The organism is Demequina iriomotensis, assembly GCF_000971395.1.
In the GTDB taxonomy this organism is placed as follows: Bacteria; Actinomycetota; Actinomycetes; order Actinomycetales; family Demequinaceae; genus Demequina; species Demequina iriomotensis.
This window is the reverse complement of record NZ_BBME01000009.1, coordinates 364,974-385,484: the sequence shown is the minus strand read 5'-3', so window position 1 is coordinate 385,484 and position 20,511 is coordinate 364,974. Positions and strand designations below refer to the sequence as shown.

16 protein-coding genes are annotated in these 20,511 nt (G+C 70.2%); 5 read left to right on the top strand and 11 right to left on the bottom strand.

Features of this window, described 5'->3' with window-relative positions:
- Position 1 precedes the first annotated feature (1 nt).
- Both AOM09_RS01870 and AOM09_RS01865 read right to left on the bottom strand, forming a co-directional pair.
- Complete coding sequence (locus AOM09_RS01870) at positions 2-1,000, bottom strand: TIGR03557 family F420-dependent LLM class oxidoreductase (protein WP_062383491.1); 999 nt, start codon at positions 998-1,000, stop codon at positions 2-4.
- A 180-nt stretch (positions 1,001-1,180) separates the two neighbouring features.
- Positions 1,181-1,663, bottom strand: coding sequence for a rhodanese-like domain-containing protein (locus AOM09_RS01865; protein WP_062383489.1), 483 nt, complete (start codon positions 1,661-1,663; stop codon positions 1,181-1,183).
- Between the two features lie 313 nt (positions 1,664-1,976).
- On the opposite strand from AOM09_RS01865, the gene dnaK reads away from it, so the two are divergent.
- The 4 genes from dnaK (at position 1,977) to AOM09_RS01845 (ending at position 5,948) form a co-directional block, all read left to right on the top strand.
- A complete protein-coding gene (gene dnaK / locus AOM09_RS01860; RefSeq protein ID WP_062383486.1) occupies positions 1,977-3,836 on the top strand; it encodes a molecular chaperone DnaK in 1,860 nt (619 codons plus the stop codon).
- Between the two features lie 75 nt (positions 3,837-3,911).
- A complete protein-coding gene (gene grpE, locus AOM09_RS01855) occupies positions 3,912-4,493 on the top strand; it encodes a nucleotide exchange factor GrpE (RefSeq protein WP_062383483.1) in 582 nt (193 codons plus the stop codon).
- Positions 4,494-4,510: 17 nt separating this feature from the next.
- Entirely contained in the window at positions 4,511-5,476 is a 966-nt protein-coding gene (locus AOM09_RS01850) for a DnaJ C-terminal domain-containing protein (protein ID WP_062383480.1), read from the top strand.
- A 118-nt stretch (positions 5,477-5,594) separates the two neighbouring features.
- Complete coding sequence (locus AOM09_RS01845) at positions 5,595-5,948, top strand: heat shock protein transcriptional repressor HspR (protein WP_082098788.1); 354 nt, start codon at positions 5,595-5,597, stop codon at positions 5,946-5,948.
- Positions 5,949-5,952: 4 nt separating this feature from the next.
- Here AOM09_RS01845 and AOM09_RS01840 read toward each other — a convergent pair whose 3' ends face one another.
- Complete coding sequence (locus AOM09_RS01840) at positions 5,953-6,564, bottom strand: TetR/AcrR family transcriptional regulator (protein ID WP_062383473.1); 612 nt, start codon at positions 6,562-6,564, stop codon at positions 5,953-5,955.
- A 162-nt stretch (positions 6,565-6,726) separates the two neighbouring features.
- Positions 6,727-7,500, bottom strand: coding sequence for a hypothetical protein (locus AOM09_RS01835; RefSeq protein WP_156162191.1), 774 nt, complete (start codon positions 7,498-7,500; stop codon positions 6,727-6,729).
- Positions 7,501-7,661: 161 nt separating this feature from the next.
- Between AOM09_RS01835 and AOM09_RS14760 the strand changes: the two genes are divergently transcribed.
- Positions 7,662-10,709 (top strand): sigma-70 family RNA polymerase sigma factor, encoded by a 3,048-nt coding sequence (locus AOM09_RS14760; RefSeq protein ID WP_169747594.1) that lies wholly within the window; start codon positions 7,662-7,664, stop codon positions 10,707-10,709.
- 16 nt (positions 10,710-10,725) lie between these two features.
- On the opposite strand, the gene AOM09_RS01825 is transcribed toward AOM09_RS14760, so the two are convergent.
- From AOM09_RS01825 to AOM09_RS01795, 7 genes are all read right to left on the bottom strand, one after another.
- Complete coding sequence (locus AOM09_RS01825) at positions 10,726-11,334, bottom strand: DJ-1/PfpI family protein (RefSeq protein ID WP_062383467.1); 609 nt, start codon at positions 11,332-11,334, stop codon at positions 10,726-10,728.
- Positions 11,335-11,388: 54 nt separating this feature from the next.
- A complete protein-coding gene (locus AOM09_RS01820; RefSeq protein WP_062384385.1) occupies positions 11,389-12,585 on the bottom strand; it encodes a multidrug effflux MFS transporter in 1,197 nt (398 codons plus the stop codon).
- 193 nt (positions 12,586-12,778) lie between these two features.
- Positions 12,779-13,768: a ribonucleotide-diphosphate reductase subunit beta gene (locus AOM09_RS01815; RefSeq protein ID WP_062383465.1), complete on the bottom strand. Its 990-nt coding sequence runs from the start codon at positions 13,766-13,768 to the stop codon at positions 12,779-12,781.
- Between the two features lie 28 nt (positions 13,769-13,796).
- A complete protein-coding gene (locus AOM09_RS01810) occupies positions 13,797-16,730 on the bottom strand; it encodes a ribonucleoside-diphosphate reductase subunit alpha (RefSeq protein ID WP_439644951.1) in 2,934 nt (977 codons plus the stop codon).
- 367 nt (positions 16,731-17,097) lie between these two features.
- Positions 17,098-18,093, bottom strand: a complete 996-nt coding sequence (locus AOM09_RS01805) for a carbohydrate ABC transporter permease (protein WP_062383462.1) — start codon at positions 18,091-18,093, stop codon at positions 17,098-17,100.
- A complete protein-coding gene (locus tag AOM09_RS01800; protein ID WP_174452902.1) occupies positions 18,090-19,034 on the bottom strand; it encodes a carbohydrate ABC transporter permease in 945 nt (314 codons plus the stop codon). Before AOM09_RS01800 ends, AOM09_RS01805 begins: the two co-directional genes overlap by 4 nt.
- 58 nt (positions 19,035-19,092) lie before the next feature.
- A complete protein-coding gene (locus AOM09_RS01795; protein WP_062383458.1) occupies positions 19,093-20,484 on the bottom strand; it encodes an ABC transporter substrate-binding protein in 1,392 nt (463 codons plus the stop codon).
- Between the last annotated feature and the right edge of the window lie 27 nt (positions 20,485-20,511).

Sequence of the window (20,511 nt, the reverse complement as noted above, 5' to 3'; positions counted from 1 at the left end):
CCTACCTCGCGAGCGCCGGGAGCACGTCCGCGGCGAACACGTCGATCCATTCGCGCTGATTGCGGCCCACGTTGTGGAGGTAGATGCGGTCGAAGCCCAGGTCGACGAAGCGCTGGATGTACGCGCGGTGCACGTCCGGGTCCTCGCTGATGACCATGCGCCCCTCGAAGTCCTCGGGACGGACCAGCTTCGCGATCTGCTCGAGCTCGTGGGGCGAGCGGATGTCCCCCTTGGGGAACTTCATGCCGCCGTTGGGCCACTCGGTCATCGCGTTGTCGAGCGCCTCCTCGTAGGTGGGCGCCCAGGACAGGTGGAGCTGGAGCACCTTGGGCGCGTTCTCGGGATCCCGGCCGGACTCGCGCATGCCTGCGTCGAAGCGGGCGAACAGGCCCTCGATCTTCTCGAGCGGCGCGCCGACCGTGATGAGGCCGTCCGCGACGGCGCCCGCCTTCTTCGCGGTGATGGGGCCGGCGGTCGCGATGAGGATCTCGGGTGGCGTCTCGGGCATGGTCCACAGCCGCGTCGACTCGAGCGTGTAGTAGCGCCCGCGATGCTTGACGTCCTTCGTGTCGCCCGCGTCGAACAGCTTGCGGATGATCTCGATCGCCTCGAACATCCGGTCGATGCGCTCGGGAACCTCGGGCCAGTACTGGCCGACGATGTGCTCGTTGAGCGCCTCGCCGCTGCCCAGGCCCAGCCAGTGGCGCCCGGGATACATCGCGGCGAGCGTTGCGGAGGCCTGCGCGACCATCGCGGGGTGCCAGCGGAAGGTCGGCGCCGTGACGCCGGGACCCATGTCACCCGTGGTGCGCTCCCCGATCGCGGTCAGCACGTTCCACACGAACGCCGACTGGCCCTGCTGCGGGACCCAGGGCTGGAAGTGGTCCGCCGCCATCACGCCGCTGAAGCCCTTCGACTCTGCGTACGCGCTGAGCTCGACCGCCTCCATGGGCGCGAACTGCTCGAGCATCGCCGCGTAGCCCACCGTCAGATCCGCCATCGCCGTCCCTTCTCTCGGGTGCGCCGATGTTATTCACATGAACATTTCGTCTGCGTAAACGCCATCGCCGCTGGACATCATGCGCCCGCGCGCCGACCGTCCGGCTGATGCATGAGCGCCCACCTGCTGCCGGCCCGTGGGCTCTCATGTATGAAGGAGGCTCGCTCGGAGGCGCGGTGCTCAGCAGTCGCAGACGATGCGCGCACCCGCGACTGGCACGGGCGAGGTGAGCGGGTCCACAGGGAGCGTCGCATCGACCACCGTGCCGTCCGGGCCGACCGCATCCACGGGCAGCCCTTCGCGCGCCCAGTACTCGAAGCCGCCGATCATCTCCCTCACCTCGTAGCCGAGCTCCGTGAGGATGAGCCCGGCGCGGGTCGCGCCGTTGCACCCGGGACCCCAGCAGTAGACGACGAACCGCGTGCCGGGGGCGAACTCCGCAGGCACGCGCGCGGGCATGTCGGGCTTGGGCAGGTGCAGCGCGCCACGGGCGTGTCCCTGGTCCCATGCCTCGCGCGAGCGCGTGTCGATGAACACAAAGCCCGGGTCGCCGGACTCGAGCGCGGCGTGCACGTCGGAGACGTCGGTCTCGAACGCGAGACGGCCCGCGAAGTGCGCGCGGGCGGCGGCGAGGTGGGCGGTGAGGTCCTTGGGAGCGTCCATGCGGCCAGGCTAGGGACGATGCGCGGGGCCAGTCGAGCCACCACCGGCCCCCGGGCGCCCCACCGGCTCCCGATGACGAATGTGACGAGCGGGGCGGCCGTGGCGGTCGAAGTCGACCCGCTCTCCGCACGGGTCCCACCTGACACATCTGTCATTGCGCATCGCGGACGCTGAGAAGTTGAGCAGAGTTCGCTCAACTTTTGCATCGCCGACTTGACACCCCTCGACCCGCGACTTAAGTTGAGTCTCAGTCGCTCAACTCCCGAGCGAGGCAGATCACGCGGCGAGCGCCGCGACTGGAGGAAGAACAGACATGGCACGTGCAGTAGGCATCGACCTCGGCACCACCAACTCCGTGGTGTCGGTCCTCGAGGGTGGCGAGCCCACCGTCATCGCGAACGCCGAGGGCGCCCGCACCACCCCGTCGGTGGTCGCGTTCTCGAAGACCGGCGAGGTGCTGGTCGGCGAGATCGCGAAGCGTCAGGCCGTCACCAACGTCGACCGCACCATCGCGTCCGTGAAGCGCCACATGGGCACCGACTGGACCACGGAGATCGACGACAAGAAGTACACGCCGCAGGAGATCTCGGCCCGCATCCTGGGCAAGCTCAAGCGCGACGCCGAGGAGTACCTGGGCGAGAAGGTGACCGATGCGGTCATCACCGTCCCCGCCTACTTCAACGACCACGAGCGCCAGGCCACCAAGGAGGCCGGCGAGATCTCGGGCCTCAACGTCCTGCGCATCGTCAACGAGCCCACCGCCGCGGCCCTCGCCTACGGCCTCGACAAGGGCAAGGAGGACGAGCACATCCTGGTCTTCGACCTCGGCGGCGGCACCTTCGACGTGTCCCTCCTCGAGGTGGGCAAGGACGAGGACGACTTCTCGACCATCCAGGTCAAGGCCACCGCGGGCGACAACCGCCTCGGCGGCGACGACTGGGACCAGCGCATCGTCGACCACCTGGTCAAGGAGGTCAAGAACACCGAGGGCGTGGACCTCGCGAAGGACAAGTCGGCCCTCCAGCGTCTCCGCGAGGCCGCCGAGCAGGCGAAGAAGGAGCTCAGCTCCGCGCAGCAGACCCAGATCTCGCTGCAGTACCTCTCCATCGGCGAGAACGGCCCCGTCCACCTGGACACCCGCCTCACCCGCGCGCAGTTCCAGCAGATGACCGCCGACCTCCTCGAGCGCACCAAGGCGCCGTTCCACCAGGTCATCAAGGACGCCGGCATCAAGCTGAGCGAGATCGACCACGTGCTGCTGGTCGGCGGCTCGACCCGCATGCCCGCCGTGACCGAGGTCGTGAAGGAGCTCACCGGCGGCAAGGAGCCCAACAAGGGCGTCAACCCCGATGAGGTCGTCGCCGTGGGCGCCACGCTCCAGGCCGGCGTCATCAAGGGCGAGCGCAAGGACGTCCTGCTCATCGACGTCACGCCGCTGAGCCTGGGCATCGAGACCAAGGGCGGCGTCATGACCACCCTGATCGAGCGCAACACCGCCATCCCGACCAAGTCGTCGGAGGTCTTCTCGACCGCCGAGGACAACCAGCCCTCCGTGCTGATCCAGGTCTACCAGGGCGAGCGCCAGTTCGCCCGCGACAACAAGATGCTCGGCACGTTCGAGCTGGGCGGCATCGCGCCGGCCCCGCGCGGCGTCCCGCAGATCGAGGTCACCTTCGACATCGACGCGAACGGCATCGTCCACGTCCACGCCAAGGATCGCGGCACGGGCAAGGAGCAGTCGATCACCGTGTCCGGCGGCTCGGCCCTGTCCAAGGAGGACATCGACCGCATGGTCAAGGACGCCGAGGAGCACGCGGAGGAGGACAAGAAGCGCCGCGAGGCCGCCGAGGTCCGCAACAACGCCGAGACCTTCGCCTACTCGACCGAGAAGATCCTGTCCGAGAACGAGGACAAGGTCCCCGCCGAGGTCGCCGACGAGGTCAAGACCGCGATCGCCGACGTCAAGACGGCGCTCGAGGGCGACGACACCGACGAGGTCAAGGCCAAGCACGAGGCCCTGGTCGAGAAGGCGCAGAAGATCGGCGAGGCCGTCTACGCGGCGCAGCAGGCCGAGGGCGCCGAGGGCGAGCAGCCCTCCGACGGCGCGACGGACGCCGGCGACGAGGACATCGTCGACGCCGAGATCGTCGACGACGAGGACCAGCAGAAGTAACGGCACGACGGCGGGCGTGCGGCACCGGGACCGAGTCTCCGAGCCGCCGCCCGCCGTCTCCGCATGGAGGAGACCATGACCGAGAACCAGAACCCCGCCCCCGAGCCGCAGGACGATGCGGAGGCCCAGGCCGCGCGCATCGTCAACGAGGCGGCGGCCAGCTTCCTCGACGAGGACAAGGACGGCCTCGACGACCTGACGGCGGACGAGGCCGGCGCGGACGATGCCCTCAACGCCGCCTACACCAAGGCCGCGGAGCACCTCGCCGACCTGCAGCGGCTCCAGGCGGAGTACCAGAACTACCGCAAGCGCGTGGATCGCGACCGCGAGCTCATCGGCGTCAACGCCACCGCGAAGGCGATCGAGGCGCTCATCCCGGCGCTCGACGACATCGCCGCCGCACGTGAGCACGGCGACCTCGCCGACGGTCCGTTCGCCGCGATCGCCGCGAAGCTCGAGGGCGCACTCGGCGGCCTGGGCTGGTCGGCCTACGGCGCCAAGGGCGACACGTTCGACCCGCAGCTGCACGAGGCGCTCATGTCCCAGCCCAGCACCGAGGTGACCGAGCCGACCGTCCAGCACGTCGCGCAGCCCGGCCACATGGTCGGCGAGCGCGTGCTCCGGCCCGCGCGCGTCATCGTGGCGCAGCCCGAGTAGGACCGGGGGGAGGCGCCATGGCCAGCCAGGACTGGTTCAACAAGGACTTCTACGCGACGCTCGGCGTCTCCAAGGAGTCCGGTCAGGACGACATCAAGAAGGCGTACCGCAGGCTCGCGCGCGACCTGCACCCCGACCGCAACCCCGGCGACGCGGCCGCGGAGCAGCGCTTCAAGGACGTCGGCGAGGCCTACGCGGTGCTCTCCGACGCCGAGGACCGCAAGCAGTACGACGCGATCCGCGCGATGGGCGGCGGCGCGCGCTTCCAGGCGGGCGGGCCCGGTGCGGGCGCGGGCGGCTTCGAGGACATCCTCGGCGGCATGTTCGGCGGCGCAGGCGGCGGCAACGTCCGCTTCCAGACCGGCGGCGGAGGCGGCGGCTTCGAGGACATCCTCAGCGGCATGTTCGGCGGAGGCGGCTTCCAGCGCGGTCCGCAGAAGGGCAACGACCTCGCCGCGGCCGTTGAGGTCGCCTTCCGCCAGGCCGCAGAGGGCGCCACCGTCGCGCTGTCGACCGCGAACGGCCGCGTGTCGACCCGCCTCCCCGTGGGCGTCAAGGACGGTCAGAAGATCCGCGTGCCGGGCAAGGGCCGGCCGGGCACGAACGGCGGCCCGGCGGGCGACCTCATCCTCACGGTGCACGTCCAGCGGCACCCCGTCTTCACGGCGGACGGCCTCAACCTGCGTGCGCGCGTGCCCGTCCGCTTCGACGAGGCCGTGCTCGGCGCCCAGATCGAGGTCCCCACGCTGTCGGGCGACCGCGTCAAGGTCAAGGTCCCCGGCGGGACGCAGTCCGGCACCACGCTGCGCGTCAAGGGCAAGGGCCTGACCTCGCGCAAGGGCACCGGCGATCTGCTGGTCACCATCGAGATCGTGGTGCCGCACAAGCTCTCGCGCGAGTCCAAGAAGGCCCTCGAGGCGCTCGTCGACACATTGCGCGACGAGGACCCGCGCGCGGGCCTCTTCAAGGACTCCGCCAAGTAGGGATTCTCGCAGGGACGATGCGCGCCCGCTAGCGTGGGCGCGGAGGAGGTGGACAGTGGAGCAACCCGATGTGGACGAGCCCGTGTTCCTCATCTCCGCGGCCGCGGAGCTCGCCGGCATGCACGCCCAGACGCTGCGCCAGTACGACCGCCTCGGGCTGGTGGTCCCGCGCCGCCGGCCCGGCGGCGGACGCCGCTACTCGCTGCGCGATGTCGCGACGCTCCGCGAGATCCAGCGTATGAGCCAGGAGGAGGGCATCAACCTCGCCGGCATCAAGCGCATCCTGCACCTCGCGCACGAGGTGCACCGCCTCGAGCGCGAGGTCGAGCGACTGCGCCCGCGCGCCGATACGGGCTCGCGCATCTTCACCACGGGCCCGACGGGCAACGTGGTGATCGTGGAGCGCGGGCGCCGTGCACGGCGCGACGAGGGTCGCGCCGTGGTCGTCTGGACCGCCCCGCGCGAGGGCTGACCGCCTAGCGCGAGATCTCGAGCTCGGCCGCCGCGATCTGCGCGTCGACGAGCGCACGCAGGTCCGACGCGGGGTACTGCGCGATCTCGGGCGTCGCATAGGCACGTCGGAGCATCTCGATGGTGACGTGACCGTGCACGCACGACCACATGGCCATCGCGGCCTGGTGCCACGCAGACGGATCGCCGTCCGCGCTGTCGAGGACGGCCGCCACGCGCGAACGGTGCGCGTAGAACGTGTCCCACATGCGCTCGCGGGTGCCGTCCGACGGCTCGTAGCCCGCGATCGTGGGCGTGAACATCGTCTGGAACCGCGTGGGCGAGGAGAGCGCCCATTCGCGGTACGCCTCGGCGACGGCGACGAGCCCGTCACGGCCCGCCTCGGCGCGCTCCCACGCGAGCGAGAGCTGCTGATCCAGGTCGTCGAAACCCGCGTCGACGATCGCGTCGATGAGGCCGGACTTGCCCGAGAAGTGGGTGTAGACGCCCATGGTCGAGCAGCCCGCGGCCTTCGCGACCGCACGTACCGTCAGCGCGTTGGCGCCGTGCTCGGCGACGATGCTGAGAGCGCTCTCAAGGAGGCGGGTGCGAAGATCGGGAAGGGGGCTTTCAACCATATGTAAATGATAGGTGAACGCCGTACTTTCCGGGACCCCTCAACCTCTTCGCGAGGCGCCCCCTCGCGCCGCTGTGGCGGACGCCACACCGGACCGCCGCTTCGTCCCCCGTCACATGGGGCCGGCACCGCCCTCAGCTCGGTGCCGACCCCATGCCGCCCCTCAGCGGTGCAGGGAGTCCAGAAGGTCCACGGCGTAGGCGTGGACGTCGGGAAGCGACTCGATCCACACGCGTGGGGGCTGCCTCATGAGGTTGCCCACGCGCATCTGGGTCGCGCGCCGGGAGATACGGTCGCGGAGCTCGGCGACGCCGCGGCCCATGTCGGGGCCCCGCTCGACGAGCACCGCGTAGAGGCCGTCGGCGAGCCGCGCCATCGGGTGGCCCTTGCCGTAGGCGTCGCGGAGCGACTGGCCGATCGCGGCGTTGCGCGCCATCCGCTGCCACGGGTCGGTGTGCGCGGAGGCGACGTCGACGAGCACGAGCGCGTACTGCGAGCCGACCGACGCGCCCGAGCGCTCGGCGGCGCCGTAGATCTCGCCGAGCCGCACGACCAGGTAATCCTGGGTTCCGAGGCCCGATTCCGGGTCGTTCATCACAGGCCCGATGCGCTGCGCGGCGTCGCCCTCGGTCCATCCCTCGCACAGCGATCGGATCGAGCGGATCGGCGCGGCCTCGTAACCGGCGGAGCGGAACAGCACCGCCATGTCGTCGATCGCCTCGGTGATGCCGACGCCGGCCTCGGCGCGGGCGAACCCCAGCCGGTACGCGGCCGGAGCGGTGTCGAGGCGGCCGTCGAGCGCCTCGGCGAGCGCCTCGGCGGCGGGGGTGAACCAGTCGCCCGGCCTGCGCCACACGCTGCCGATGCTGGCGGCCTCCCAGCGGCGCAGCAGCGCGAACGCCGGTGCTGCGTCGGGGGTGTTCACCTCGCTTGTCATGCCCCATGAGAGGGGTCCGCCACGGTGTTATGACGCGACTTTCCGGGAAAACTTTCCGGACATTCGTGAGGAGTCGGTGTGACATTCGCCTCACTCGCCTTGTTGGGGCCTCGACGTCACGGAAGAATGCGGGTACTCATCCGGCAAGGGGAGTGCACAGGATGTCCCACGAGGCGCTGTCGCTCTGGACGGAGACTTCCAGCGATCCAGAGCTGATCGCCGGGGTGCGCGCGGGCGACCCGGCGGCCTTTGGCGTGCTCTACGAGCGTCACGCGGATGCCGCCCGCAAGGTCGCGGCGCAGTACACCAACAGCGCCGCCGACGCCGAGGACGTGGTCGCCGAGGCGTTCTCGCGCATCCTGCGCGCCCTCCAGCAGGGCGACGGCCCCGATCTCGCCTTCCGCGCCTACCTCTTCACCATCGTGCGGCGCACCGGCCTCGACGTCATCGAGAAGACCAACCGCGCGCGCCCGCGCGACGACATGAGCCCGTACGAGTCGGCGCTGGGCTACCAGGGCGGATCCGACGAGCCTGCTCTCGACACGTTCGAGCAGTCGATGGTCGCCGACGCCTTCCGCTCGCTCCCCGAGCGCTGGCGCGCGGTCCTCTGGTACACCGAGGTCGAGAAGAAGAGCCCGCGCGAGATCGCCCCGCTGCTGGGCCTGTCCGCGAACGGCGTCGCCGCGCTCGCCTACCGCGCGCGCGAGGCGCTGCGCCAGGCCTACCTCCAGCAGCACCTCGGCGCCGCCGACACGGTCGACTGCCTCGAGGCGAACGCGCAGCTCGGTGCCTACGTGCGCGGCGGGCTGAGCAAGCGTGAGCACACGCGCGTGGACGACCACGTGCAGCGGTGCGAGAAGTGCGCGGCGCTCGTCGCCGAGCTCGAGGACGTCAACCGCGGCCTCCGGGCCGTCATCGCACCCCTGTTCCTGGGCTTCCTCGGCGCGCGCGCCCTCGAGGGCGGCCTCCCGGTGGGCGGCGCGCTGGGCGAGGGCGCGCTCGCCGCCTCGTCCGGAGGGTCCGCCGGCGGCGCGGCCGGAGCAGCCGGCGGTGTCGCGGGCGGCGCAGGCAGCACCGCCGCGACGGCGACCGGCATCGCCGCGATCGCGAACGGCCTCGCGGCGATCGCGCTCCCCGCGGCGGCGACCCTCGGCGTCGCATCGATCCTCATGACCGGCGCGAGCGTGCTGGGCATCATCGGCCAGGGGACCTCGGCCTCACCCGCAGCGGAGCACGGCACCGCAACGGAGCAGACCCGCGGCACGGACGATGCGTCCGGCACGGGTGGCGGCGGCGCGTCCGCTGGCCCGTCGGCCGACCCGGGCACCGACTCGGACAACGCACCGGAGGACGGCACGGCCGGCGACGGCATCCCCGGCGCCGCGCTGCCCGGCAGCGGCGTCGCGCCTGGCACCCAGGCCTACGGTGTCGTGCCCGGAGGCGCCGGCGGTACGAGCGGGGCCGGCTCCGACGCGGGCGGGGTCGACGACGATGCCGGCACGGGGTCGACGGGTGGCTCGACGGGTGGCTCGACGGGTGGCTCGACCGGCGGTGGCGGCTCGACCGATGGTGGCGGCTCGACCGATGGCGGCGGCTCCACGGACGGTGGCGGCTCGACCGATGGTGGCGGCTCGACCGATGGTGGCGGCTCCACGGACGGCGGCGGCTCCACGGACGGTGGCGGCTCCACGGACGGTGGCGGCTCCACGGACGGCGGCGGCTCCACGGACGGCGGCGGCCCGACCGATGGCGGCGGCTCCACGGACGGTGGCGGCTCCACGGACGGCGGCGGCTCGACCAAGGTGACCGCGCTCAGCCTCCAGACGCCTGCCCTCAACTACCTCACGATCTCGCGCCTCTCCCCCGAGGTCGCGATGACCCTGTCCAACGCCGGCCCCGACTCGGCCGACGACGTCACCGCGAGCATCGTCCTCCCGGACGGACTCACCTTCGCGGCGGCGCCCGGCCGCGTCGGCGCGACCGGGCGCGCGACCGCGCGCGTCATCGACGACTACCTCACGTTCGCGGCGAGCTCGGCGGTCACCACCGGCGACTGGACCTGCGAGATCTCCGACTCGCGCGAGGTCGCCGACTGCACCCTCGACACGCTGGCGGCGGGCGACTCGACCACGCTGCGACTCGACCTGGCGGCGCTCGGACAGGGAGCGACCCTCGGCGCCGACGCGTGGACCGAGTTCACCGCATCGTCCGGCGAGGACTCCGTCACCTACCGCGTGCGCACGGGGCTCGCGGGCGCGGAGCCCGACCTCGACTCGGGCTGGGACGGCTCCGGTCGCATGGCCGCGACCGTGGTCGGCGCGCCGCTGCTCGGCTGCGACCTCACGGTCCGCGAGTGCCAGCAGGTGATGTCCTTCACCGGCTCGGACGCCAACGACAGGTACGACAACGACACGCAGACGATGCGCCCGCTCAACCTCGCGGGCGGGATCACGAGCTCCGGGGAGACGGTGCTCGACACCAAACTCCTGCCCGAGGGCTCGCGCGTGGTGAGCGCCACCCTGACATGGTCCGCGAACCGCACGATCTTCAACGGATGGTCCGGGGACCTCGCCGCGGCCCGGCTCCGCGCGCCCGGTGGCGGCTACACCGACATCAGGGCCGACGACGTGGAGACGAGCACCGACCTGGGCTACCTCTACTACCAGGCGACCGCGGACATCACCGATGTGGTGGCGGCGGCAGGCAACGGCGGTTACGCCCTCGCGGACGTCGCCCTCCCGTCGAACTTCTGGTCGCTCTGGGGCAACTACTACGCGGGCTTCGCGATCACCGTGGTCTACGAGCACGAGGACCTCCCGGAGGCCTCCGTGGTGGTGCTCGACGGCACGCACTGGCTCTACGACTCGCAGGCGGAGCTCCGGTTCCACACGGACGGCGCGGCCGAGGTCTCGATCGGCATGGTCGCCTTCGAGGGCGACCGCGGCAAGCACGACAACCGCATCTCGATCGACGACGACACCCTCCAGCCGTGGGGCTGGAACGGCAAGAACACCGTGGGCGCCAACCCGGGCAACGCGGCGGACTCGACGGCCTTCGGCTCGGCGTTCGGCAACTCGCTCGGCACCGACGCCAAGCTCTTCAAGAGCAAGAAGGTCGGCGCCGGCGATCACACGATCCGGTTCTCGAGCGGCCGCGCGGACGCGATCCTGCTGAGCTCGATCGTCCTGACCGTCACACCCGCGCGCTGAGCGGGCCGACGCGCGCTCAGCGCGCGGGGTCCGGGCTCCAGTCCATGTCGAGCTGACGGGCGGTGCGCTGCGCGAGGTCGACCGAGGCGAGCCGGGCGACCAGGTGCAGCGCGAGATGGATGCCCGAGGTGAGCCCACCGCTCGTCAGGACGCTTCCCGTGTCGACCCACCGGACGCCGCCCACGACCGACCCGACCTCGCCGCACGACGCGAGGTCTGCCAGGTCCTCCCAGTGCGTCGTCGCCGGCGCATCGTCCAGCAGCCCCGCCCGTGCGAGCAGGAAGGCACCCGTGCACACCGACGCCGTGAGGGACGATGCGGCGGCGAGCCGCTCCACCGTCGAGACCAGCAGCGTGTCGCCGAGGGCGCACGCGACATCGATGGTGCCCGGCACCAGCAGGACGTCGCACGCCTCGACCAGGTCGGAGTCGGCGAGCCGCGTCAGCGTCATGCCGCCGTAGGCCGTCACGTCGCCCCCGCGCGGCGTCGCGAGCATGACCTCGAACTGCGGCGCGAGTCCGTCGCGCTCCTGCAGCCGCGACGCGGTGAGCAGCACCTCGTAGGGGCCGCCGGCATCGATGAGGTCGAAGCCGTCGTAGAGCAGGATGACCGCGAGCGTCGACATACCTTCACGGTAGCGAGGCTCACGCCGCGCGGCGGCGCGACGCGACGCGACGGGTCAGACGATGACCGTCGCCTGCATCCGCGGACGCACCACCATCCAGAAGATCGCGTTGGCGATCACGAGGCAGCCGACCATCACGATCGCCATCGACATGACGGACACGCCCATCGCGCCGACGAGCGGCGAGACGATGCCCGCGATGCCGAAGTTGAGCGCGCCCAGCAGCGAGGCGGCCGTGCCCGCCTCGGCGCCGTGGCTGGCGAGCGCCGTGATCTGGACGGTGGGGCCGATGATGCCGATCGACGCCACGACGAAGAACAGCGGGATGAGCACGCCGATGAGGCCGAGGCCCATGAGGTCGCCCGCGACCAGCAGGAGCGAGCCGGTCAGCATGATGACGAGGCCCGCGGTCGCGACCACGCGCGGAGGCAGCACCCGCATGAGGCGCGCCGACGACTGGTTCGCGATCACCAGTCCGATGGAGTTGGTGCCGAACACGATGCCGTACTCCTGCGGGGTGAGACCGAACACGTCCTGGAGCACGAACGACGAGGCCGAGAGGTACGCGAAGAGGGCGGAGAAGGTCAGCGCGCCGACCATCGCGATGCCGACGAAGGTGGGGTCGCCCAGCAGATGCGCGTAGCGGGTGCGCGTGGCCTTGAGCGACGTGCCGCCGCGGCGCTCGAGCGGCATCGTCTCCTTGATGACGCCGCCGACCACGAGCACGACGGCCGTGCCGTAGAGCGCCAGCGCGACGAAGAGGCCGCGCCAGTCGACGAAGTTGAGCAGCTGCGAGCCGATGACGGGTGCGAGCACGGGCGCGAGGCCGGTGACGAGCGCCATGCGCGCGAGCATGCGGATGAGCGCCTGGCCCGCGAACAGGTCGCGCACCATCGCCATCGCGACCACCGCGCCGCCGGCGGCGCCGACGCCCTGCAGCACGCGGCCCGCCATGACCCACTCGACGGTGGGCGCGAACACGATCGCGGCCGAGGCCAGGATGTGCAGGACGGTCGCGATGACGAGCGGCTTCTTGCGTCCGAGCGAGTCGCTCAGCGGACCCACCACGAGCTGCCCGAGCGCGAAGCCGATGGTGGTCGCGGTCAGCGTCAGCTGGATCGCGGCGTCCGAGGCGGCGAGGTCCGCCGCGACCGTGGGGAACGCCGGCAGGTACATGTCGACCGTGAAGGGTCCGAGCGCGACGAGCGCGCCCAGCACGACGACGTACAGGAGCTTCTGGCGTCGCGACATCGCGAGGCCTGGGCTGGCGACGATGCGGGGGGCGGTCTGGACGGCGGCGCTCACGGGCGTGACCTGCGTTTCTCGAGAGGGGGTGGCGTGGAGGGTGGGGGCACACGTCAAGACGCCCGCCGCAGAGGGTCGCTCTGCGTCGGGCGTCTTGAGAAAAGGGGTGTCGCCAGTCTAGCGACTAATGAACACGTGTCTATAGCTGCTTCGTCGCTTGGGCGTTGACCTCGTACGACGTGTTGGTCGCCTCGAAGAAGTTGACCAGCTGAAGCGTGTCGTTCGCGGTCGCCATCCACTTGGCGGGGTTCGAGACATTGTAATGCGCGTCGAAGCCGAGCTCCTCCAGGCGGCGGTCCGCGAGGTACTTGACGTACTGGTTCACGTAGTCGGCGTTGAGCCCGAGGATTCCCGTGGGAAGGAGGTCGCGGTTGTACTGCTCCTCCATCTCGACGGCGCCGAGGATCATGAGGCGGATCTCCTCCGCGAAGTCCGGGTCCTGGAGGTCCTCGTTCTCCTCGAGCACCGTGAGGATGAGGTTGATGCCGAACTGGAGGTGGAGCGACTCGTCACGGATGATCCAGTCCATGAGCGAGCCGAAGTTGCGCAGCAGGTTCCGCTGGCGGAACGACAGCGCGACCATGAAGCCGGAGTAGAACCAGATGCCCTCGAGGATGATGTTGTAGGCCACGAGGTTGCGGATGAAGTCCTTCTTGCCCTCGGTGGTCGAGATGTCGAGGGTCTCCTCCGTCATGCGACGGATGTACTTCACCTCGAACGCCTCCTTGGCCGCCATAGACGGCACGGAGACGTGCGAGCCGTAGGCGGCCTCGCGGTCGATCGGGAACGTCTCGAGGACGTACTCGAAGGACATGCAGTGGTTCGCCTCCTCCCACATCTGCTTCGCGAGGTAGAGGTGCCCCTCGGGCGCGTTGATGTAGGGGTACACGCCGAAGGCGAGCGCCTTGTTGACGAGCAGCTCGTTGGGGTTGAAGTACGACATCAGATAGGTGATGGCGTGCTTCTCCTCGTCGGTCATCTTCTTGAAGTCCGCGAGGTCCTCGCCCAGCTGGATCTCGTTAGGGAACCATGTGTTCGCGACCGCCTGGTTGTAGAGGTCGTAGGCCCACGGGTACGTGATCGGCTTGAGCAGCAGCCCGTCCTGCACGCCGCTTCCGAGGATTCCCATCAGTCGTCTCCTGTCTGAACGTCCGTGATCACTGGCACGACTCGCACTGGAGCCGCTCCATGGGGTCCACCGGGCAGGCCACGCCGCCCACCACCTCGTGGTCGTCGCCGCCGCCCACCGTCTCGACCACCTCGAGCAGCTTCACGCCCTGCGGAAGCGACGTCGGCGGGACCTCGGGCTGCTCCGCGGGCGCCGTGGCGAAGGCCTGCGCCGCGATGGAGCTCAGCACGGAGGCGGGCGCCTGCGCGGGATGCTCGCGCGACGCGGGCGGTGCGGACGGCTCGACCGGCTCGGCGGGCTGCACCGTCGGGATCGGTGTCGTGGCGGCGGCCGTCTCGGGCTGCCTCACCGCGCCGAAGCCGCGCGGCGCGGGCCGCGCCTCGGCGACCGGGGTCGGCTGCCCGACCCCCGCATCGTCCGGCGTCACCGCCGGGACCGCCGCATCGGCCACCGGCGCCGCCCCGGCGCGGGCCGCTCCGAAGCCCTTGCGCGCGGCGCCGAAGCCCTTGCGCGCGGGACCGCTCGCACCGGCTGCGGCGGGCCGTCCCGACGCGTTGCCCGTGCTGTTGATCTTCTCTGTCTTGTTGACGCGCACGGTCGACTGCTCGGCCGTGTGACGCGGCTTCATGTGGAGGTAGTAGGTGGTCTTGACGCCCCGCTCCCACGCCGCCGCGTAGAGGTCCATCATGTTCTCGACGTCGCGATCCTCGAGGTAGATGTTCCGGCTGATCGCCTGGTCGATCCACTTCTGGGCGCGCGCGGCGACCTCGATGAACGCATACGGCGACAGCTGGAACGAGGTCTTGTAGACATCCTTGAGATGCTGCGGCACCTCGTCGATCTGCGACAGGTCGCCCTGCACCTCGAGCAGGCGGTCGCGGACCGCCTCCCACAGGCCCAGACCCTGCAGGTCCTTCACCAGGTTGCGGTTGACCTCGAGGAACTTCCCCGACGAGGTCGCACGGGAGAAGATCTGCGAGAACTGCGGGTCGAAGCCCGGCGTGACACCCGCCACGAGCCCGATCGAGGCCGTCGGGGCGACCGCCATGAGCGTCGCGTTGCGGATGCCGCCGGCGACCTTCTCGCGCAGCGCGTCCCAGTCCTGGCGCGTGGTGCGGTCGACCGCGATGGGGACCCCGCGGTCGGCCTCGGTCTCGGCGATGGTGTCGAAGGGCACCTTGCCGTGGGACCAGCCCGAGCCCGCGAAGTTGGCGTAGGCGCCCCGCTCGCGCGCGAGGTCCGCCGACGCGTCGATCGCGTGGAAGGAGACGAACTCGACGATCTCGTCGATGAGCGCGAAGGACTCCTCCGACTCGTACGCGAGGCCCAGGCGCTCGGTGATGTCGGTGAAGCCCATGACGCCGAGGCCGATCGCCCTGTTCTCGCGGTTCGCGTGCTCGGACTCGGGCACCGACGACAGGGTGATGTCGACGAGGTTGTCGAGCTGGCGCACCGCGAGCCGCACCGAGTCCTTCATCCGGTCCCAGTCGATCCGGCCGTCGACCAGATGCGCCGGCAGGTTGACCGAGGCCAGGTTGCACACGGCGATGTTTTCCCGGTCCTGGGGGAGGCAGATCTCCGTGCACAGGTTCGACAGGTGGATGGTGCCCGTGTTGGTGTTGAGGGCGCGGTTGTTGATGGTGTCCTTCCACGTGAGCCACGGGTGCGACGTGGTCTGCAGCATCACGAGGATCGACTTGTACTGCTCGCGCGCGCGCATCTTCTTGAAGCTGCGCATGCGGCCCGCCTCGGCGAGGGCGACGTACTCGGCGTAGCGCGACGAGAACGCGGAGCCGGTGAGCTCGACCAGGTCGGGCGTCTCCGCAGGGTCGAAGAGGTACCAGTCGGCGTCGGCCGCGACGCGCTTCATGAACTCGTCGGAGATCCACACGGCGGTGTTGGCCGTGCGCGTGCGGCGGTACGGGTCGCCCGAGTTCTGGCGCAGGTCGAGGAACTGGTGGAAGTCCAGGTGCCAGTTCTCCATGTAGAAGCACAGCGCGCCGAACTTCTTGCCGCCGCGCGAGACCGCGCGCAGCGTCGAGTCGACGGTGTGCATGAACGGGATCGGGCCGGTCGACGTGGTGTTGTTCGACCGGATCGGCGAGCCCTCGGAGCGCAGCTTGGTGACCGACAGGCCGATGCCGCCGGTGCCCTTGGTCAGCCACATGACGTCGCGCACCGACTTGGCGATGTGCTCGATGTCGTCCTCCATCTGCATGACGAAGCAGTTGGACAGCTGGGGGTACGAGGTGCCGGCGTTCACCAGCGTCGACCCCGCCGGCAGGTAGTCGAGCGTCGAGATCTTGTCGTAGAACTGCAGCGCCATGCCGGTCGGGTCCGCCTCGTTCAGCGCGAGGCCCATCGCGACGCGCATCCAGAAGTACTGGGGGACCTCAAGCGCCTTCCCGTGCCGGTCCGTGATCATGTACCGGTTGCGCATCGTCACGGTGCCGATGTACTTCAGCAGATCGTCGCGCGTGTGGTCGATCGCCGCCGCGAGCGCATCCAGGTCGAAGAGCGCGGTGAGCCGCGCGTCGAGCAGGCCGTCCTCGACCGCCTCGCGGATGTAGCCGGGGAAGCGCGCCTGGTGGAGCAGCGCGAGCTCGAGCTCGGTGTCGTAGCCGCCGATCACGCGCTTGTAGATCACCTTGCGCAGCAGACGCGCCGCCACGATGTCGAACTGAGGGTCGTCCTTGACGTTCTGGACCGCGACGCCGATCGCGGCCTCGTCGAGCTGCTCGGTGGTGATGCCGTCGAACAGCGTGATCGCGAGCTCCGACGCGATCTGGGTGGTCATCGAGATCTGGTCCGGCAGCCCCTCGGCCGCGCGTTCGATCGCCTTGTTGATGCGATCCGCGTTGTAGGGCTCGCGCGTGCCGTCGCGCTTGGTGACATGGATGCCCGGCCGGGCGACCGCCGCACCCTCCGTGGTCGCGCCTGCGGTGTTCTCGGTGATCGTCACGATGCTCCCCCCGCGGCCCTCCCCGGCCCGCGTCGGATGATTGGGACTAAGCGCTCGGGCAGCCGCGGATTCCGGGAAGATCCGCCGGCGCTTCCGCCTCGAGGCGCATCTCCGAACCTAATGCGAACACCACCCGGGTGCAACAAGATGTGGGGCGTTTTTCTGGAACAGCCCCTACATCTTGGGGTTATGTGGACAACCTTGTGTAAACGCTGTGGACATCCCGGCGTGTCGTGTGGACGGCGCGCGACGGCGTGGTGAAAACTCCTCCGCCGCTCCGGGATGGCCACGAGACCAGTCTCCCGCGGGGGTCTGACAACGCCGCCGGCCCGGGACCAGCTCCGTTGGCGGTGTCAGATAAACGGGGTCAGCCCTTGACCGCTCCCCCGAGGCCCGCGGACCGCAGGAACACGCGCTGGAAGATCAGGAACATCGCGATCGGGATGATCGTCGCGATCGCGAGCGCCGCGAGGAACACGTCGAGCTCCGTCTGCGACTGCACCGCGGGAAGGCGCACCGACAGCGGCTGCACCGCGGGGTCCGGGAGCACGAGGAGCGGCCACAGGAAGTCCTTCCACGCCGCGATGATCGCGAACACCGACACCACGCCAAGGATGGGCCGCGACATCGGCAGGATGATCGACCAGAACAGCCGGAACGGCCCCGCGCCGTCCGTCTGCGCGGCCTCGATGACCTCGCGCGGCAGGTTGTCGAAGAACCTCTTCACCAGCAGGATGTTGAACGCGTTGGCCGCCATCGGCAGCCACACGGCCAGGTAATTGTTGAGCAGCGAGTGGTCGCGGCCCAGCAGCGGCGGGTCGACGATGGTGAGGTACAGCGGCACCAGGAGCACCACCGACGGGATGAACAGCGTCGCGAGCACCAGCGAGTTGAGCACCCTCGCGTACCGGGGCCTCAGCACCGACAGCGTGTACGCGCCCGTGGTCGCCACGAGCAGCTGGAAGGCCCACGCCCCCGCGGCGATGACGATGGTGTTGAAGAAGTACTGGTCGATGTGGATGTCGTTCCACGCGGTCGACAGGTTCTCCCAGTCGATGCCGTTCGGCCAGAGCGCGAACGGCTCGCGCAGCGTGTCCTGCGTGGGCGTCACGGCGGCCTTCGCGAGCCACAGGAGGGGCCCGAGCCCCGCCGCCACCAGGGTGACCGCGAGGAAGACGTGGACCCCGCGCATCGTCCTCCGCACGCGCGGCTGGCGCCGGTCGAAGTCCGACACGATGCCCCGCTCGGAGTCCGTGAGCGCTGGCGTGCGGCGCCGACGCAGCGGACGCCGGGACGATGCGGGGGCGGGCTCGGGCGCCGCCGCGGACGGCGCGGCGGCGGGGGTGACGGTGTCCGCGGTCATGACTGGCTCCAGCGGTTGGTGAGGCGGAAGTAGACGAAGCTCAGCACCGCGAGGAACAGCGCGAGCATGACGGACAGCGCCGTCGCCATGCCGTAGTTGCCGCCCAGCGAGTTCTGGAACGCGTAGCGGTAGATGAGGAGCAGCACCGTCACGGTCGAGTTGTTGGGCCCGCCGCCCGTGAAGAGGAACGGCTCGAGGAAGATCTGCGCGGTCGCGAGGATCTGCAGGATGAGCATGACGAAGATGACCCCGCGCAGCTGCGGCAGCGTGACGTGCCAGGCCTTGCGCCAGATGCTCGCCCCGTCGACCTCGGCGGCGTCGTAGAGCTCCGGCGGCACCGAGAGCAGCGCGGCGAGGTAGATGATGATCGACCCTCCCGCGGCCGCCCACGTCGCCTCGATGACGAGCGAGGGCATCGCCATGTCGGGGCTCTGCAGCCAGGGTTGCGGCCCGATCCCGAACCACCCGAGCATCGTGTTGAAGACGCCGTCAGGCGAGGCGTCGTAGAACACCTTCCACAGCAGCACGGCCACGACGGGCGGCACCACCACGGGCAGGTACGCGAGCGCGGAGTAGATCCCCTTGCCGCGCTTGACCTCGCTCATGAGCACCGCCATGAGGATCGGGATGGGAAATCCCATCACCAGCGCGAGCGCCGCGAAGTACAGCGTGTTGACCACCGCCGTGCCCAGCAGCGGGTCGTTCAGGACGGCCTCGAAGTTGTCGAGGCCCACCCACTCGGCCGGGGTAAGCAGGTTGGTCCTCTGGAAGCTCATCACCACGGAGCGCACGATGGGCGTCCAGCTGAAGATCGCGAACACCAGGATCATCGGCAGCGCGAACGCGAGCCTGGTGAGACCGCCGGAGCGCAGCCAGGTCAGCGGCGTGCCGCGACGCGACGGTGCGTCGGGACGGCGGCGGTCGGGAGAGGCGAGGGTCATCGGTGTCCTCCGTGGAGGCGGCGGGTGCGGACCTGGGGCCCGCACCCGCCGCGGCGTGTCACTGGTCGAGCAGCGCCTGGGCGTCGACGTCGGCCTGCGTGAGCAGGGCGTCGATGTCCGCGTCCTCGTCGGTGAGGACGGCCTGCACCACGGGGTCGAGCAGGGCGTAGATCTCCTGCGTCTTGCCCTTCGGCTCGCCTACCGGGGTCTGGTCCCAGATCCGGTCGGTGAACGGAGCCATCTGGTCGACGGGCACGTTGACGTAGTCCGCGATCCACTCCTGCGACTGCTCGTACAGCTCGCGGCTGAGGACGGGCAGCACCGGCGTTCCGACGGCCTGGTCGGCCGCCGCGAGCGCCTGGGCGTCGGCCACGGCCGCGTCCTCGTTCATGAGCTTCTGCATGTAGTACCAGTCGATCCACTTCACGGCCGCGGCCTTGGTCGCGTCGTCGACCGTCGGGCTCACCACGGCGATGTCGCCGCCGCCGAGCGTGCCCGGCTCCTCGCCCTCGAGGGGCATGACCGTGAGCCCGTACTGGTCGGGATCCATGCCGAAGTCGCGCACCAGCGCGGTGTAGACGTCCGAGCCGGACGTGTACATGCCGATGTTGCCGGCCGCGAACTCCTGGTTGATGGTGCCCCAGTCGAGGTCCACCTTGTAGCCGAAGGCGTCGTCGACCCACGTGACGTCGTGCAGGAACTGGAGCGTCGCCTTGGTGCCGGCGTTGTTGATGGTCGAGGTGTAGGTACCGTCGCCGTCATCCACCTGCGTGCGGCCGCCGCGCGCGACCGTCTGGGCGGTGAGCTGCCAGCCGCCCGTGTTGTTGATCGCCATCTGCGCGTAGCCGGCCTTGCCGGTGGCCTCGGTGATCGCCTTCGCCGCCTCGCGGACCTCGTCCCACGTCGCGGGCGGGTCGTCCGGGTCGAGGCCCGCGTCCTCGAAGAGCGCACGGTTGTAGTGCAGGCCCATCGCGTACGCCTGGCGCGGGAAGCCGTAGACGTGGCCGTCGGCACCGGTGACGCCGTCGAGGATGACGGGGTTAAAGGAGTCGGTGTAGCCGAGCGCCTCGATCTCGTCGGTCACGTCCATGAGCTGGCCGTTCTCGAGGAGCGTCTTCGAGTCCGTGAACGGCACGGTGAAGACGTCCGGGAGGCTGCCTCCCGCGAGCTGCACGGCGAAGGTGGGGCCGGTCCACTCGTACTCGACGCCGATGACGTCGATGTCCGGGTTGGCCTCCTCGAACTGCGCCTCCTGGGTGGCGAACGCCTCGTACGCCGCGGCGTCGGCGCCGGGCGGGAAGGTGGCGACGCGGAGCTCGATCGTCGAGCCTCCCGCGTCCGACGAGCTGGCGGTCTCGCCGCCCTCCCCCGACGAGCACGCCGTGAGGAGCATCGCCCCGGCCGCGAGCGAGACGCCCGCGACCGTGGTCCTGCGACCGATCGACATCATTGTCTTTCTCCTTATCTCAGGTGTCGG